This window comes from Rhodoferax sp. XS2R6 (assembly GCF_056521365.1).
This window is the reverse complement of sequence record NZ_JBWMAY010000003.1, coordinates 25,273-41,206: the sequence shown is the minus strand read 5'-3', so window position 1 is coordinate 41,206 and position 15,934 is coordinate 25,273. Positions and strand designations below refer to the sequence as shown.

General features: G+C 54.4%; 15 protein-coding genes. All 15 read left to right on the top strand.

Translation table 11 applies throughout. The features are described 5' to 3' along the window. The first annotated feature begins 1 nt into the window (after position 1). The 15 genes from AC097A_RS11715 to AC097A_RS11645 all read left to right on the top strand — a co-directional run bounded on the left by AC097A_RS11715 (position 2) and on the right by AC097A_RS11645 (position 15,817). Positions 2-601: a haloacid dehalogenase-like hydrolase gene (locus tag AC097A_RS11715; RefSeq protein WP_479620979.1), complete on the top strand. Its 600-nt coding sequence runs from the start codon at positions 2-4 to the stop codon at positions 599-601. Continuing rightward, a complete protein-coding gene (locus AC097A_RS11710; RefSeq protein WP_479620978.1) occupies positions 601-1,602 on the top strand; it encodes a phosphotransferase in 1,002 nt (333 codons plus the stop codon). Before AC097A_RS11715 ends, AC097A_RS11710 begins: the two co-directional genes overlap by 1 nt. A gap of 7 nt (positions 1,603-1,609) precedes the next feature. Further along, the gene (locus tag AC097A_RS11705; RefSeq protein ID WP_479620977.1) at positions 1,610-2,281 is read left to right on the top strand and encodes a class I SAM-dependent methyltransferase; all 672 of its coding nucleotides are present in this window, start codon (positions 1,610-1,612) and stop codon (positions 2,279-2,281) included. A gap of 8 nt (positions 2,282-2,289) precedes the next feature. Continuing rightward, entirely contained in the window at positions 2,290-3,360 is a 1,071-nt protein-coding gene (locus tag AC097A_RS11700; RefSeq protein ID WP_479620976.1) for a zinc-binding dehydrogenase, read from the top strand. 1 nt (position 3,361) lies between these two features. After that, entirely contained in the window at positions 3,362-4,612 is a 1,251-nt protein-coding gene (locus AC097A_RS11695) for a class I SAM-dependent methyltransferase (RefSeq protein ID WP_479620975.1), read from the top strand. Further along, positions 4,609-5,136: a WbuC family cupin fold metalloprotein gene (locus tag AC097A_RS11690; protein WP_479620974.1), complete on the top strand. Its 528-nt coding sequence runs from the start codon at positions 4,609-4,611 to the stop codon at positions 5,134-5,136. Before AC097A_RS11695 ends, AC097A_RS11690 begins: the two co-directional genes overlap by 4 nt. Next, positions 5,133-5,870, top strand: a complete 738-nt coding sequence (locus AC097A_RS11685) for an SDR family NAD(P)-dependent oxidoreductase (protein ID WP_479620973.1) — start codon at positions 5,133-5,135, stop codon at positions 5,868-5,870. The genes AC097A_RS11690 and AC097A_RS11685 overlap by 4 nt, the downstream gene beginning before the upstream one ends. Positions 5,871-5,909: 39 nt before the next feature. Beyond that, positions 5,910-7,157 (top strand): methyltransferase domain-containing protein, encoded by a 1,248-nt coding sequence (locus tag AC097A_RS11680; RefSeq protein WP_479620972.1) that lies wholly within the window; start codon positions 5,910-5,912, stop codon positions 7,155-7,157. 4 nt (positions 7,158-7,161) lie between these two features. Next, entirely contained in the window at positions 7,162-9,111 is a 1,950-nt protein-coding gene (locus AC097A_RS11675) for an acyltransferase family protein (RefSeq protein ID WP_479620971.1), read from the top strand. Positions 9,112-9,262: 151 nt separating this feature from the next. Continuing rightward, entirely contained in the window at positions 9,263-9,847 is a 585-nt protein-coding gene (locus AC097A_RS11670) for an LbetaH domain-containing protein (protein WP_479620970.1), read from the top strand. A 50-nt stretch (positions 9,848-9,897) separates the two neighbouring features. Further along, positions 9,898-11,331 (top strand): PfkB family carbohydrate kinase, encoded by a 1,434-nt coding sequence (locus tag AC097A_RS11665; RefSeq protein ID WP_479620969.1) that lies wholly within the window; start codon positions 9,898-9,900, stop codon positions 11,329-11,331. A gap of 8 nt (positions 11,332-11,339) precedes the next feature. After that, a complete protein-coding gene (locus tag AC097A_RS11660; protein ID WP_479620968.1) occupies positions 11,340-12,071 on the top strand; it encodes a nucleotidyltransferase family protein in 732 nt (243 codons plus the stop codon). Position 12,072: 1 nt separating this feature from the next. Continuing rightward, positions 12,073-13,449, top strand: a complete 1,377-nt coding sequence (locus tag AC097A_RS11655; RefSeq protein WP_479620967.1) for a lipopolysaccharide biosynthesis protein — start codon at positions 12,073-12,075, stop codon at positions 13,447-13,449. Between the two features lie 39 nt (positions 13,450-13,488). Continuing rightward, complete coding sequence (locus AC097A_RS11650) at positions 13,489-14,673, top strand: hypothetical protein (protein WP_479620966.1); 1,185 nt, start codon at positions 13,489-13,491, stop codon at positions 14,671-14,673. Positions 14,674-14,734: 61 nt separating this feature from the next. Then, positions 14,735-15,817, top strand: a complete 1,083-nt coding sequence (locus AC097A_RS11645) for a glycosyltransferase (RefSeq protein ID WP_479620965.1) — start codon at positions 14,735-14,737, stop codon at positions 15,815-15,817. The last annotated feature ends 117 nt before the right edge of the window (positions 15,818-15,934 follow it).

The window sequence follows — 15,934 nt, the reverse complement described above, 5'->3', positions numbered from 1 at the left end:
TATGCGCCTAGGTTTTGATTTCGACAACACGCTGATCAGCTACGACCAGCTGTTTCATCGCGCTGCTTTGGACAAGCACTTGATTCCTGAAGCAACGCCGCCACAGAAGAATGCGGTCCGGGACTACCTGCGCGAGCAAGGCATTGAAGACGAGTGGACACGCATGCAGGGTGAGGTCTATGGTGGCCGCATTCTGGAAGCTGACCCCTATCCTGGGATGCAGGCCACCTTGCTCGCACTGAAGGGCAAGCAGATTCCCATGTGCATAGTGAGCCACAAGACGCGCACACCGTATCTGGGTGAGCCTTGGGACCTCCATGCGGCGGCTCGGAGCTGGCTGCGAAAACAGGGTTTTTTTGATGCGCAGGGACTAGGCTGGTTGGATGAGCAGGTATTCTTTGAGCTGACCAAGGAAGCCAAGGTGGCACGCATCCTAGCCTTGGGGTGCACGCACTATGTTGATGACTTGCCGGAGATTCTTGCGATGCTCCCAGGCAGTGTGGAAAAGATATTGTTCGATCCGGTTCAGGCTCATCGTATGGATTCTTCCTGGGCGCGGCTATCCGCCTGGAAGGATCTGCCCGCACTGCTGGCGCTGTAATGGTCGACCATGCGGTTGAACCGCTGGAGCAGTTTTGCCGCAGTCATGGTGTAACCGGTGCTGTCGCGCTGCACCCCATTCGGGCGGGGCGCAATAGCCAAGTCTTTTTGGTGAGCAGCGGGGATGACCGTTGGGTCCTCAAGCATTACTACCAAGCGCCAGGCGCCAATCAGCGTGACAGGCTGGGTACTGAGTATGGCTTTCTTGTGTTTCTGAGGCAGATGGGAGTGGCCGGCGTTCCGGAACCTCTGGGTCTGGACCGTGCATCGAACCTTGCCTTGTACTCCTGCCTGCCTGGGCTGCGGCCCGGGACGATTCACTCTCAGCACATCAGCCAGGCTGCGCGTTTCATTGCCCGGATCAATGGCGCTCGCGCAACAGCGCAGGCCGAGGCGCTCCCTCTGGCGGCAGACGCCTGTCTGGGTTGGGGTGCACATCTGGCCCTTGCCGAGTCGCGGATTACGCGCTTGCTCGCGGTGGAGGCTGAATCCGGGGTGGCGCGTGAGGCGCGTGAGTTTGTCCAAACGCGTGTGCAGGCCTTGTGGGAGAAAGTCCAAATAGAATTGGCGCCCCGCCCGGAATGGGCCGTGCTGCCACCCGAAGATCGGATTCTGTCTCCTTCCGACTTCGGCTTCCACAATGCGCTGGAGTATGAGGCGGATCTTTCGTTTGTTGATTTCGAGTACGCGGGCTGGGACGACCCGGCCAAGCTGATCTGCGATTTCATGTGCCAGCCAGAAGTGCCCGTGACGCAAGACCAGGGGCAGCAATTCATGGCGGAGCTGTTGGAGGCGTTGCCTGGTGCTGAGGGCGTGGCGCGTCGTGTCGAGTTGCTTTCGCCTGTGCACCGGCTCAAATGGTGCTGCATTCTGTTGAACGAATTCAGGATGGAAGACCGGAAGCGGCGCGAGCATGCGGGCCTTGCCTCGGATCGCTTGCTGCGCGAGCAACTGGGCAAGGCACAATGGTATTTCGACACGCATCTGGCGGCTTTGATTTAGGGAAACAATGGCTTATATCGACTTCCTCTCGGCAATTCACAAAAGCACACATCGCGACTATCTCGGGCGTGTCAACGATCAGGATTTTCCCAAGGCCAAGGCCGCGACCTTGTCTAAACAATGGGCTTACGACTATTGGGATGGCGACCGCAAGATCTGCTACGGCGGTTATCGCTATATGCCGGGGCGCTGGGCGCCGGTGGGTCAGGCGATGATCGAGCACTACGGCATCAAGCCCGGCGACAAGATTCTTGATGTCGGATGCGGCAAGGGATTCCAACTCTACGAGTTGACCCAGCTTTGCCCGGGGGTGGAGGTGCATGGCATAGATGTCTCCAGCTATGCCATCGAGAAATCAAAGGAGGAGGTCAAGGATCACCTGAAGGTGGGTAGTGCCGCCGCCCTGCCTTACGACGACGGCGAGTTTGACTTTGTTTTTTCAATCAACACGCTGCATAACCTCCATTGCTATGACCTGGACAAGGCCATCAGGGAGATCGAGCGCGTTGGAAAAAAGAACAAGTACATCTGCGTGGAGTCTTATCGCACCGAAGAGGAGAAAGCCAATCTCCTGTATTGGCAGGTGACCTGCGAGGCTTTCAACACGCCCGAGGAATGGGCCTGGTGGTTCAAGCAGACTGGTTACACGGGCGATCATTCCTTCATCTACTTCGAGTGAGAAAAAACATGTCAGTCATGCCAAAAACCATGAAGGCGGCCGTCCTGACCAAGCTTCACACCCCACTAGAGATTCTCGAAATATCAATGCCTGCAAAGCTATTGGTTGGACAGGTTCTGGTGAAAATTCATTTCAGTGGCATCTGCGGATCTCAGCTGGGTGAAATTGACGGGGCTAAGGGGGAGGACAAGTATTTGCCGCATTTGCTTGGCCATGAAGCCTCCGGGACCGTATTGGATATTGGGCCTGGCGTACGGCATGTCAAACCGGGCGACAAAGTTGTTTTGCATTGGCGCAAGGGGATTGGCATTGAAGCTGAAACGCCGCACTACACGAGTGCAGGCCGGAAAATCAATGCAGGAAGCGTGACCACTTTCAGTGACTATTCGATCGTGTCAGAGAATCGAGTCACGCCCATTCCGGTGGATAGCGATCTGGAGGTCGCGGCGCTGTTTGGATGCGCCGTCACGACCGGCTTCGGCGTGGTCGAAAATAATGCCAAGCTGCGAATCGGGGAGTCCGTTGTCGTATTCGGTGCTGGTGGCATCGGCTTGAATATTGTCCAGGCGGCTGCACTGGTCTCTGCATACCCCATCATTGCCGTTGACTTGCACGACAATAAACTTGAGCTGGCTCGAATGATGGGTGCAACGCATGTCATCAATAGCAGTCATGGTGACATTCGCCAGCAGATAATGGATATCGTCGGCAATGCTGGTGTGGATGCCTTTATTGATAACACGGGCCAACCGGCCGTCATCGAAATGGCGTATCAGATGACCAAGCCCCAGGGGCGTGTGACGCTGGTCGGAGTGCCTCGCAAAGACAAGAATATCAACATATATTCATTGCCACTGCATTTTGGCAAGATCATTAGTGGTTCTCACGGCGGGGAAGCCATTCCACAGACGGATATCCCGCGTTACCACCAGCTTTTCCGGGTCGGGCGTATCCAGCTCAAAAGCCTGATTACCAATTACTACCCCCTGGAAAAAATCAATGATGCGCTGGCCGGAGTGCGTAACGGTGCGATTGCGGGGCGGTGCCTGATCGAAATGAGCGCAAACGCAGACCACTGAAATGCAGAGTGCCGCCAACGCCCCCGTGCCTGATTGCTTGGTTTGTGGTGAACCATTGCATTCTGGCGCAACCCTGTCCCTGGGGTCCTTGGTGGTCTGCAACCAGTTCGAAAAAAAGGCAAATGCAGTCGCGCGCGCGCATGCATTGGCTATGACCGAGTGCGCTGCATGCCACCTGGTGCAGTTGTCCAAGTATTCGCCGGCAGATGTGGTTCGACCCAGTGTGCCCTGGATTCGGTACAACGAGCCGTTTGTGCATCTGGATGCCGTAGTGGAGCAATTGCAAGCCTTTCTGCCGTCTACGCAGGGTCATATGGCTGCAGGTGTTGGTCCATTTGATGCCCCCTTGCTCGAGCGTTTGGCTCAGTGTGGCCTCGCGACCCATCCGTTGGACCTGTCTGCGTGCTTGCCCCGGGTGCCGGGTAGGTATCCCTACCTCGAGAGCATCCAGGCACTATTGCGACCTGAGTCTTTGGCTGAGTTGGCCACGGTTCAGGGGCGTGCAAAACTGGTGTCGTGCCGCTATCTGCTGGAACACAGCCACGATCCGGTGGCAAGCTTGAAAGGGCTTGGCCATCTGATGACGCCGGATGGACTGCTTTTCATCGAAATCCCGGACAGCAATAAATTTTTCTCTGCACGTGACTACAGCTTCATCTGGGAAGAGCATATTTGCTACTTCAGTGAAGAGTCATTCAGCGAATGTGCCCAGATAGCCGGGTATGAAATTGTTCAGTTCAATCGCTGTCCGGGTGCTCTTGAAGATGCATTGGTCTTTGTGTTGAGAGTGGCCAACAGTGCGTCGCGCCCAACACCAGAGAAACCCAAGCGCGGAAATACGCAAGTCTTTCTCAACTATCAAGCGGGATTTGCGGAAGTCAGGCAACGGTATTTGGATGCTGTGCAAGCCATTGCTGCCGCCGGGAGGAAAGTGGCTATTTTTGGCGCAGGTCACCAAAGCATCATGTTCGTCAATGCCTTGGGGCTGGCACCGCACATCGCCTATGCCATTGACGACGCACCCGAAAAGCTAGGGTATCTCCTTCCCGGTACCTCCATACCCATCGTGAGCTCGGAAATACTGCAGATCGACCCCTCTATCGATGTCTGTCTTTTGGGTGTCGGTCCGGGCGGCGCAGAGAGAGTTCGAAATAGCAATGCAGCCTACCTGGCGCGCGGTGGCCGGATGTACACGATTTTCCCTGGTGCAGGCGGCGCTGCCTTGGTGGATGACGAGGTTGAAGCAACGTGAACTTGATCAAGAAAGCCACTGGCGTCTATATCGCCCCGGGACCGATCGCAACCATTGGTCGCACGGAGCTCGACTACTTGCGCATGGAGCTGGCGAATAACGCGAGGGGGCGGGTGCGTATCAATCTGCACCCGGACAATGCCGACACCCTGCACGAGATGTTCATTGCCATCCGGCCGGATTCCTACATCCGCCCGCACAAGCATCTGGAAAAAAGCGAGGCCTTTCACATTGTCTATGGCGAAGTTGATGTGGTGCTTTTCAACGATGACGGTGATATTGCGCAGATCGTGCCATTGGCTGCGGGCAGCACTTCCAAAGCGTTCTATTACCGGATGTCGCGTCCTTTTTTTCATACCTTGATGATCAAGTCGGATCTGCTGCTGGTGCATGAAATCACCAATGGCCCGTTTACGGGGGACGGCACGATGTATGCTGAATTTTCGCCGGCCGAAGATGCCGATGCGGTGGCCATTGATACCTGGCTGACGAAACTGTCTGCAAGCGCGAGGCAGGTGCTATGAGTTCCAGAGGCCATGTGGTGGTGGTGGGGGGCTCCAAGGGGTTGGGCAAAGCGGTATCCATGCGATTTGCCGATAACGGATATGCCGTCACAGTGCTCTCCCGCCATCCTCCCACGGGTGATGCACGGCTCCATCATGTTGCTGCAGATCTGGAAACCATCACCTCAAGCGAAGCGATTGTTCAAGAGGTGGTGCGCATTGGCGGCGATATCCGATATCTCATTTTTTGCCAGCGTTACCGGGGGGCGGGCGATCCTTGGCAAGGCGAGTTGCAGGTTTCATTGACAGCGACACGCTTGCTGATCAATGGCTTTGCGGAGAACTTTTGCACGGACGGCGATCGTGCCATCGGTGTAGTCAGCTCTGTATACGCCGAATGTGTCGGTGGGTCGCAGCCGGACAGCTATCACGTTGCCAAGGCTGGCCTCAATCAATTGGTCAAATACAATGCTTGGGTCATGGGGCGCAAGGGAATTCGCATCAATGCGATCATGCCTCTCACTTATCTCAAAGCTGAATCCCGGGACTATTACCTGGCGAACGGCCCCCTGATGGATCTGTATCAAAAATTTGTCCCCATGGGAACCATCGGGCGCGCAGAAGATTCGGTCAACCTACTCGAATTTCTGTGTAGTGAAAAATCCTCATTTATCAATGGTCAGGCCATATTTGTGGACGGAGGCGTTTCCGTCATCTGGCCAGAAGAACTGGCCAAATCCATGGCTGCACTCTGAGATCGTGCAGCTGAATTGTCTACCTTCATGGAGCAACATTTGAAACACTTCAAACATAGAGATGACTGCCGGCTTTGCGGTTCGACAACGCTTGAGTTGGTATTGCCCATACTCCCGTCCGCAATCGGAGATGCGTTTGTTCCGGCCGAATACCTCCATCAGGCGCAGGAGCTGTATCCGCTGGATACCTACCTCTGTCTGGGGTGCGGCCACCTCCAGAATCTGGATGTGGTTGACCCCGAGATTTTGTTCCGCAACTACACCTACAGAACATCTGCTTCACTGGGCTTGGTTGACCACTTCAAAAAATACGCGCAGGCCGTGGTCTCGGGCCTGAGTATTTCGCAAGGCTCGCTCGTTATTGAGATCGGCAGCAACGATGGCTCGCTACTCAAGGCGTATAAGACGCATGGAATGCGCGTCAGAGGAGTTGATCCCGCGAAAACGATTGCTGCTACAGCAACTGCCGAGGGTGTGGAAACGTTACCGGAGTTTTTTACCTCCGCAATCGCCCAGAAAATTCTCGCTGAGAGTGGTCCCGCCACGCTGATGTGCGCCAACAATGTGTTTGCTCACGCGGACAACATTGGCGATATTGTCCAGGGCATTCGGAGCTTGCTGGCGGACGATGGTGTTTTTGTTTTCGAAGTGTCATATGTCCCGGACATCATCGATAACTTCGTGTTTGACACCATCTACCACGAACACGTATCGCATCACGCCTTGATCCCATTGGAGCGATTCTTCAATCGTTTGGATATGAGCCTGTTCGATGTCGAGCGTGTGTCTACAAAAGGCGGTTCCATTCGCGGTTTTGCACAACCCTTGTCGACGGGGCAGCGTGCCAAAACAACGGCCTATTTGCAAATGGTGGAAGATGAAAACAAGAGGGGCATAACGCACCCGCAAATTTATCGCGACTTCTACCATGCCATCGAAAAGCGCAAGCAGACTGTTCTGGAATACCTGGATGCGGCCATCGCCCGAGGGGAAACCGTGGTTGCCTACGGAGCATCTACGACAACGACTACGCTGCTGTACCACTTTGAACTGCAGACCCGCCTCAAGTACATCGTGGATGACAACCCGCTGAAGTTCAATCTTTACAGTCCGGGCGCCCATATTCCGGTCTATTCGTCAGATCAGCTTTACGCTGCACCCTCTCCAGATATCGTGGTGATACTCGCGTGGCAGTATGCGGACGCAATCATCAAGAGACACACCCGCTTTACCGAAGCAGGCGGGAAATTCCTGGTTCCTCTTCCAGAAATGACGCTGCTGCCTTGAGTTGATGTCTGGCAATTCCTCCTTGCAGCATCGGCCAGACATTGATGGTCTCCGAGCGGTAGCGGTTCTCGCGGTGGTGGCATACCATGTCACCAAGCGGATTCCTGGCGGCTATGTCGGTGTTGACATCTTCTTTGTCATATCCGGATTTTTGATTTCGAGCATTATTTTGGATGGGCTGAAGCGCAATACCTTCAGCCTTACCGATTTCTATGCGCGAAGAGTTCGCCGCATATTTCCCGCATTGTTGCTGGTTCTGCTCAGCAGTTGGCTGCTGGGCTGGTTTGTGCTTAGTCCGCAGTCATACGCCTTGCTGGGCCGGCATATGGTTGCGGGGGCCGGTTTTTTCTCAAACCTGCTTTTGTGGAGCGAATCCGGGTATTTTGACCCGGCGGCCACGCTTAAACCACTTTTGCATCTCTGGTCGCTGGGTATTGAGGAGCAGTTCTACCTAGTATGGCCCCTATTGTTGATTGTGGCAGCCAGGTGGAAATGGCGAGTCCACCTGACGATCCTGGTTCTGCTGGGGATTTCATTCGTATTCAATATCGCAGGGGTGCAGGCAAACCCCGTGGCAACGTTTTATCTTCCTCCGAGCCGCTTTTGGGAATTGCTCATGGGGGCCCTGTTGGCCTATATGCATCTGCAGTACCCCGCTGCACTCGAGCGCGGGTTGTCATGCACCGTATGCCAGTTTGGCGAGACGCGCATCCCCTTTCGTTCCCTGGTTTCATGGCTCGGTCTGGCGCTGGTTGTGGGCGCTATTTTTGGACTCAATGACGCGAGTCGCTTTCCGGGTTGGTGGGCCTTGCTGCCTACGCTTGGATCCATGATGCTCATCAGCGCGGGAAGCCATGCGTGGTTCAACAGAACCGTTCTTTCCCATCGGTGGCTGGTGACTATTGGCTTGTTGAGCTATCCGCTGTACCTCTGGCATTGGCCTTTGCTCACCTTGGGACGGATGAACTTGCTTGGCATGGACTATCCCAGGCTCACTGCCTTGGGCATGGTTGTGCTCTCCCTTTTGCTAAGCGCGCTGACTTACCGGTACATCGAAAAACCCTTGCGTTATGGCGTCAAGTGGAAACTCCATTCGGTTGTCAAATGTCTTTTGGGCGCCATGATTTTTGTGGGCGCAATGGGGGCTGTGACTTCTTTTCAGAAGGGGTGGAGCAGCCGCTACCCGCTGGCGATCAGGCCATTTCTGGACTACCAGTTTGACTACCAAGAAAGCTTTCGAAACCATCGTTGCCTCTTGGCCGGCTCCGAGCGAGATTTTGCGGCGGAGTGCACGGCAGTGGACGCCGGCATGCCCATGGTGATGATCTGGGGTGACTCGCATGGCGCCATGCTGTACCGGGCATTGGATGAGGCTGCGCGCAAGGAGGGCGTGTCTGTTGCGCAGCTTACCTCCAGCTCGTGCCCACCGATTCTGGACTTTGACAAGGGCGACCGGCCCCTATGCCGCCCCATCAACGAGGATATTTTCAAGAAAATAGTTCAATTGAAGCCCCATACGCTTGTCTTGGCGCACGATTGGCCTCAGTCCCTATCGGAGCATGCACTGGAGAAGTTGCCGGCAACCATTCAAAGGCTGCGGATGGCGGGAGTGCAGCGTATTGTGCTGATGGGGCCTGTTCCCCATTGGGGTAGGGCGCTGCCGACCGTGATTGTTCAGCATGTGCATTCCAAGAATCTTGATGCCCCCCCCGAAAGAATATTGAGCGAGCTGCAGCCTACTCTTGAAATGCTCGATGCACAGCTTTCAGGTGTGGCGAAGGAGCTTTCTCTGGAATACATTTCTCCCATGCGTGATTTCTGCAACGCAGAGGGTTGCATGATTTCCTTGGGCCAGCCCGGTGAGCCAACAGCGTTCGACGACGCACATCTGACTGGTATCGCCGCCCGCTACGTGGTACAGAAGAACATGGGCAAATTTTTGCAGGGAAAGTGATCGCTTTGTCCCCGCTGGAGAAGCGGATTGCGCTCATTGAGGAATGGCTGATTTCATGGTGAATCAAGAAACTGGTGGGTGAAAATTGAATGCCGTAGATTATGTTGTGAGGCAATTGTCTAGTATGTATCCTGGCGATTGCGCTGCCAGTGTGGATACTGAAATCCTGCAGTCGGTTGCTGAAGAGGCAGAGACGCGTTTTCAATATCTTGCGTCCAGGGTCAATATGCTGAAGCGAACGGGCGACACTCCCGACCCCTGGCACGTGATGAAGCATCCGATCTACCTGTATCTTCTGGCAAGAGTCTTGTTTGAAAGAAATGCCCTAGATGAGTATCGAATCAAGGATAGGCTCTATTGCCTGAATAAAGCACTCCATGGCTGCTCCTTGTTTTACCGGGTCAAATTGCCAGCAGTCTTCTTCTTGAATTACGCCACGCAGATTGTTCTCGGCGATTGTGTATACGGCGAGAATTTGGTGGTTTATCAGGGCGTGACGGTGGGTGGCTATCGGGAGAAAAATCCTGTGCTGGGCAGCAATGTGATCTTGATGCCAAATTGTGTCATCTCGGGGGCCACCCGCATTGGCGACAATGTGGTGGTTTCGGCGGGGGTGACTGTTATCAATCAAGTGGTGCCGAGCAACACGCTGGTGTTTGGCGGAAGTAGCAATGGCGAGTTGACGTATCACCCACTCAAAAGCAATCCTTATATCGAATACTTCTTGTCTGCCTGACAAGGTATTCTGATAGAAATTTCTGATCCGAACATCATTACACCCAACTCATGACAACAAGAACCGTACTAGTGTCTGGGCATTTCAACGTATTGCATCCAGGGCATCTTCGCCTGCTGCGTTTTGCAAAAGAATATGGAGGGCGCTTGCTCGTCGCCGTAGAGAGTGATCGCCTTGCGGGCCATGCGGCCCATGTTCCGGAGCAACTTCGCCTGGAAGGGATTCAAAGCAATAGCTGGGTAGATGAAGCCTTCGTCGTTGACGAGCCCATCGCTTCGGTGATTGCACGATTGAAGCCCGACTTTGTGGTCAAGGGCAAAGAGCATGAAACACTGTTCAATCCGGAGGCCGCTGCTTTGGCACTGTATGGGGGCAAACTTTTGTTCAGCTCAGGGGAAACTGTGTTTTCCTCGCTGGATCTCATTCGCAAAGAGTTCCGCGAATTTGATCCCAAATCCATAGGCTTGCCTCAAGACTACCTCTCCCGCCACGGTATAGAGCGCACACGACTAAGCAGTCTGCTGGAGCAGTTTGCGAAGTTGCGTGTGTGTGTTGTTGGCGATCTGATTGTGGATGAGTACATCACTTGCCAGCCCTTGGGGATGTCCCAAGAAGACCCCACCATCGTTGTTATGCCCATTGACTCCACTCGCTTTGTCGGTGGTGCGGGCATTGTCGCGGCACACGCTGCCGGGCTTGGCGCTTCGGTGCAATTCATCTCTGTCACGGGCGCCGATGCGGCAAGGGATTTTGCCGTAAAGGGCTTGGCCGAAGCGGGCGTGCAATCGCATTTGGTGCTCGATGACAGCCGGCCCACCACGCTCAAGCAGCGCTATCGCAGCAAGGGGAAGAGTCTTCTGCGCGTGAGTCATCTGCATCAGGCTGCCATATCGGTCGCACATCAGGCGCAAATCCTGTCGCAGATCGAATCGGCGCTGCCGACGATTGATCTACTGGTATTTTCCGATTTCAATTACGGCTGCTTGCCGCAACCTTTGGTGGAAAAAATTATCCAGAGTGCCAAAGGCCATGGCGTGTTGCTGGCAGCCGATAGCCAATCGTCGTCGCAAGTCGGTGATATCAGTCGTTACAAGGGCATGGATCTCCTCACGCCGACCGAGCGCGAGGCGCGCATCAGTACTCGCAACCATGAAGACGGCTTGGTGGTTCTGGCCGAGTCGCTTCGACATCAGTCCTCGGCGAAAAATATCTTGCTGAAACTCGGAGAAGAAGGGCTCTTGATTCACGCTGGCAATGGGCAGCCTAATGAGTGGATGACAGACCGGGTTGGCGCCTTGAATACAGCGCCAAAGGACGTTGCGGGTGCCGGGGACTCCTTGCTGATCACCAGCGCATTGACGCTTGCGAGTGGAGGCAATATCTGGGAGGCGGCTTGTCTGGGTTCTTTGGCTGCGGCTGTTCAGGTCGGACGCGTTGGCAATACGCCTCTCCAGACCGCTGAGCTTGTGAGAGAGTTGCTTTGATGCGAGCCATGCTACTCGCGGCTGGGCTGGGCACGCGTTTACGCCCCATTACGAACACGACCCCCAAATGTCTGGTCGATATCAATGGCAGCCCATTGCTGGCTTACTGGATCAAGCTGTTGACGCAGGCGCAGATATCCGAAACCTTAATCAATCTGCACTACCTTCCCGAGAAGGTGCTGGCCTATTTGGCTTTACAAGATCTGCGGATCAAAATAAGTACCGTGATGGAGGAGTCTCTTCTGGGGACTGCCGGCACCTTGTTGCGCAATCGGGAGTTTTTCCAGGGCCAGCCTATTATCCTAGTGCATGCGGATAACTTGTCGCTATTTGATATGCATGCCTTTGTCGAGACTTTCAAGCGGCGAGACAAGCATATTGAAATCACGATGATGACATTTGAGACCGATGTGCCGGAAAGCTGCGGAATTGTCGAGCTTGATGAGAAGGGGGTTGTTCGCGCGTTTCACGAAAAAGTGAAACAACCTCCAGGCAATCTTGCAAACGCTGCGGTGTATATTCTCGCGCCCACGGTTCTGGATTTCATACGAAATCTGAATAAAGAGGTGATTGATTTCAGCACGGAGGTGCTGCCTCACTTTATGGGGAAAATCAATACCTTCAATAACGATGTTTATCATCGCGATATCGGAACCGTGGAAAGCCTCGCGCTGGCACAGCATGAGTATCCCGAGGCGGTCGCGCGCTACCATTCAAAGACCCCGCGTACTCCAGAGTGATATGGAAGCCCTTGGAAGCCCATGGGTTCGGATCGCCCATTTTCTCGGAATTGACAAAGGAACATTCTTCGCCATCTTGGGAAAGATGTGGGGCATGGGGGCTGGATTTGTAACTACCTTGTTTATCGCAGCCTGGTTTACATCGGAGCTGCAAGGGTATTACTACACCTTCATTTCGGTCCTGGCATTGCAGGTTTTTGCCGAAATGGGCCTGGGAGGCGTCATCGGTTCGTATGCAAGCCACGAGTGGGCCAAATTATCCTTTGGGAAGAATGGTGAGTTGCTGGGGGATGCCGAAGCTCTGTCGAGATTAAACAGCCTAGGGCGTTTTGCATTGAAATGGTACGTGGCAGCCGGAGTGCTGCTTGCTGTGGCCTTGGTATTCGGTGGTTTTATTTTCTTTGCTTCCACCGGCTGGGAAAAATTTTCCGTGTGGGGCGGTCCATGGCTTGTGCTTTGCATATTGACCGGGATCAATCTATTCTTCATTCCCGTATGGGCCCTGTTGGAGGGGTGCAATCAGGTTGAGAGCATTTACTTTTATAGATTCATTCAATCCGTGATGTCCAGCGTGGCGGCCTGGGCGGGGATTTATATGGGGGCGGGGCTGTGGACGTGTGCCCTTGTTGCTGCTGTGCTGCTGCTGGTGACGCTCTTGACCGTGGTTCGCCGGTATCGCAGCTTTATTCGGCAAGTCATGTTTGCCCTGCCCTTGGGGGGGGGGCTCAATTGGCGCACCGATATACTGCCCATGCAGTGGCGGATGTCCTTGAGCTGGATGAGCGGATACCTCACTTTCTTCCTGTTTACTCCGGTGCTTTTTTACTACCAAGGTGCCACGGCTGCCGGTCAAATGGGAATGACATGGACATTTATTGCCGCTTTGAGTTCGGTGGTGTCCAGCTGGGTTATTCCCAAGGCACCCTTGTTTGGCGTGCTCATTGCGCGGCATCAATATGCGGCACTCGACGCGGAGTTTTGGCGCGTGACCAAGATTGTGGTCGGAATTTCCGTACTGGGAGCTGCCGTCATTTGGGGTGGAATCTGTGTCCTGAATGTAATGGGTCATCCCTTGGCCGGAAGATTGTTGGCTCCGTCTACGGCGGCTTACTTCCTGGCAGCGACAATTCTTCAAGTCATTGCATTGCCAATGTCGGTTTATTTGCGTGCGCACAAAAAGGAGCCGCTTTTATTCGTTTCGCTAGCCAGTGGCCTGGCGACCAGCGTTGCGGTCCTTGTGCTGGGCAAGTTTTATTCGGTTGAGGGCGTAGCTATTGGCTACCTGGCCGTTGCGATTGTGGTCATGCCGTTTGTTGCCGTCATTTGGCAACGCTGCAGAACAGCGTGGCATGGAATGCCTTCGCCTGCGAATCCGTGACCTCGCACATCATTGAATTAAATTGCTGTATCTGACCGTATGAAATGGTTTATCAACAAAGCCCGCGGCTTGGTTCGCAGGGTGCCTTTGGGTATTCGCAGACCGCTGCGACGCCTGCATTGGTTTTCCATCTGGGTGTTTCCGCGGTTGAGGGGCGTGTTTGTCTCGACTGTGTCGAAGAAGCAACGCGTTCTGGTTGTTTACGATACCTCGTCGCAACCATTCAGCATTGGGGACATCCTGATATGCCAAGAAGCTTCCCTGGTGCTGTGTCAGAAGTACCAAGTAGATGTGGTTGATTTTGCGCTTGTATACGATCCCGGGGAGCCAGCGAAATCCAATGCTACGTTTGCTGCAGCGATCAACAAAGATAATGTTATTTATCACATCGCTTCGCTGCTGCCTCTGGCGCAAGTCAACCAGAAGCTTGGGTCTTTCTTTGTTCTGGATTCACAAGAACAGCTTGTTCGTTTGATTGCCGACAACAGCGATTGTTATCACGTATGGCCGTCGGGGTGGCAGCTCGGAACCCATGAGTATTTGAGTCGAGTCGTCTTCAATGATTTGCTGGTGGAACATCACCGCCAGCATGGGGCCATCCCTCATCTGACCTGCCGCCCTCATCTGCGCGAATGGGCTGCTCAGTTTTATGCAGAACACTCTGCTTCGGCGACAGCCGTCACGGTCAACTTGAGAAATAACCCCCATTGGGACACGCGCCGAAATTCGAGTATGGAAAGCTGGCTGGTGCTGTTCAAGTATTGCGAGTCAAGATACAAGGTCAAGTTTTTCGTTATCTGTGCCCGCATCGAAATTGATGCGAGATTGCGCGAATGCCCGAATGTTGTCTTTGCAAAAGACTTTCACACGACGGTGGAGCAGGATATGGCGCTGATTCAGGCGTCTGCCATGCATATGGGGGCCGGTTCGGGGCCCGCAACCATGGCTTGGTTTGGTCCGAATCCTTATCTGATGATAGATAACGCCTCGTCATTGGAAAGCGGGTTTTACCAGCACGAGCATATGGTGGAGTACATCGACGAGCACTTCCGCAAGTACTGGTTTGCGTCGCCAGCCCAGCGTATTTTCAATGGGCTTGAGACGGAGGCGCTTTTGATTGAGGAGTTTGTCAGAATGTTTTCTGCACTTGATCCAGCTGACTGGCAAAAGTCTCTCATGCCAACGAATGGCATGCATGGAAGCGCCGCCACTTGGCTGCGTTGAACGCTCTGAGGGGGCATCCCATGGCAACGGAACTCAGGCATATGCGCGGGAAAGCAGTCGTATGAAGGTTGCATTGCTGGGTGGGGCCAGCTCCATACATACCATTCGCTGGGCCAATGGCCTGGCATCGCATGGTGTTGAGGTGCATCTGATCTCCGCCCACCCTCTGCAGCATCATTTGCACGAAGATGTGGCTTTTTACGCGCTTCAATATCGCGCACCGTTGGCCTATTTATTTGCGGCGAGGGAGGTGCGCCGTCTCATAGAGCGTATTCGCCCTGATGTATTCAATGCGCACTACGCGACTGGCTATGGATTGCTGGCCCGCCTGACAGGGTTTGGAGTGACGCTGCTGTCGGTGTGGGGGAGCGACATCTACGATTTCCCAACGAAGTCTTTTATTCACAGGCGCTTGCTTCGCGGCAATCTCAAATTCCCCGCCGCGATAGCCTCTACCAGCAAGTGCATGGCGCTTGAGCTTGCCAGAACTTACGCACATGCGTCTGTTTTCATTACACCGTTTGGAGTCGATACCGGGATGTTTCGCCCCCATCCGCCCGGGTGCAAGCCTGTTGACGGAGTTGTCGTCGGAACCGTCAAATCGCTGGCTGGAATCTACGGCGTAGATATCTTGATACGCGCATTTGCGCACGCCTGGCAAAGCCTGGGCCGCCCCTCGAATCTGTATCTCGAAATTAGCGGTGATGGCCCGGATCGGGAGGCGCTGAGCGCATTGGCCGCCGAGTTGGGCGTGGGGGCACAGCTGACCTTGCATGGTGCGGTTTCCCATGATCAGGTTCCAGCCATGATCCATCGGCTGGATATTTTTGTGGCTTTGAGTCGATTTGAGAGTTTTGGCGTGGCGGTTCTTGAGGCCGCGGCGTGCGAGCTTCCCGTGGTGGTGTCGGATGCAGAGGGGCTGGCGGAGGTGACCCAGGACGGGGTCAATGGATTTATTGTTCCGCGTGAAGATGTCCAGGCGGCGGCGGCAGCCTTGATCCGGCTGATTGAGGACCCGGGCTTGCGCAAGGCGTTTGGGCGTGCCGGGCGGCTGCATGTCACTGCAGAATACTCTTGGGACAGGTCCCTCGATAAGATGATGGAGGCATACGCGGCAACCATTCAAATGAGCGAGGCTACTTAAGGGGTGGCTCGTGTTCAGAACCTCAGGTAGAACCGGATAGCACGATATAGTTTGGCAGTTCGTCAGGCTATCAATTTCATGAAGATAGGCTGACTCCAGTGCATTTGGGGTCGGCCA

Excerpts from the sequence above, each read along its gene's own strand:
- AC097A_RS11650 (WP_479620966.1), top strand. The coding sequence starts at position 13,489 with ATGAAATGGTTTATCAACAAAGCCCGCGGCTTGGTTCGCAGGGTGCCT.
- AC097A_RS11645 (WP_479620965.1), top strand. The coding sequence starts at position 14,735 with ATGAAGGTTGCATTGCTGGGTGGGGCCAGCTCCATACATACCATTCGC.
- AC097A_RS11715 (WP_479620979.1), top strand. The coding sequence starts at position 2 with ATGCGCCTAGGTTTTGATTTCGACAACACGCTGATCAGCTACGACCAG.
- AC097A_RS11705 (WP_479620977.1), top strand. The coding sequence starts at position 1,610 with ATGGCTTATATCGACTTCCTCTCGGCAATTCACAAAAGCACACATCGC.
- AC097A_RS11695 (WP_479620975.1), top strand. The coding sequence starts at position 3,362 with ATGCAGAGTGCCGCCAACGCCCCCGTGCCTGATTGCTTGGTTTGTGGT.
- AC097A_RS11700 (WP_479620976.1), top strand. The coding sequence starts at position 2,290 with ATGTCAGTCATGCCAAAAACCATGAAGGCGGCCGTCCTGACCAAGCTT.
- AC097A_RS11660 (WP_479620968.1), top strand. The coding sequence starts at position 11,340 with ATGCTACTCGCGGCTGGGCTGGGCACGCGTTTACGCCCCATTACGAAC.
- AC097A_RS11675 (WP_479620971.1), top strand. The coding sequence starts at position 7,162 with ATGTCTGGCAATTCCTCCTTGCAGCATCGGCCAGACATTGATGGTCTC.
- AC097A_RS11665 (WP_479620969.1), top strand. The coding sequence starts at position 9,898 with ATGACAACAAGAACCGTACTAGTGTCTGGGCATTTCAACGTATTGCAT.
- AC097A_RS11655 (WP_479620967.1), top strand. The coding sequence starts at position 12,073 with ATGGAAGCCCTTGGAAGCCCATGGGTTCGGATCGCCCATTTTCTCGGA.
- AC097A_RS11685 (WP_479620973.1), top strand. The coding sequence starts at position 5,133 with ATGAGTTCCAGAGGCCATGTGGTGGTGGTGGGGGGCTCCAAGGGGTTG.
- AC097A_RS11710 (WP_479620978.1), top strand. The coding sequence starts at position 601 with ATGGTCGACCATGCGGTTGAACCGCTGGAGCAGTTTTGCCGCAGTCAT.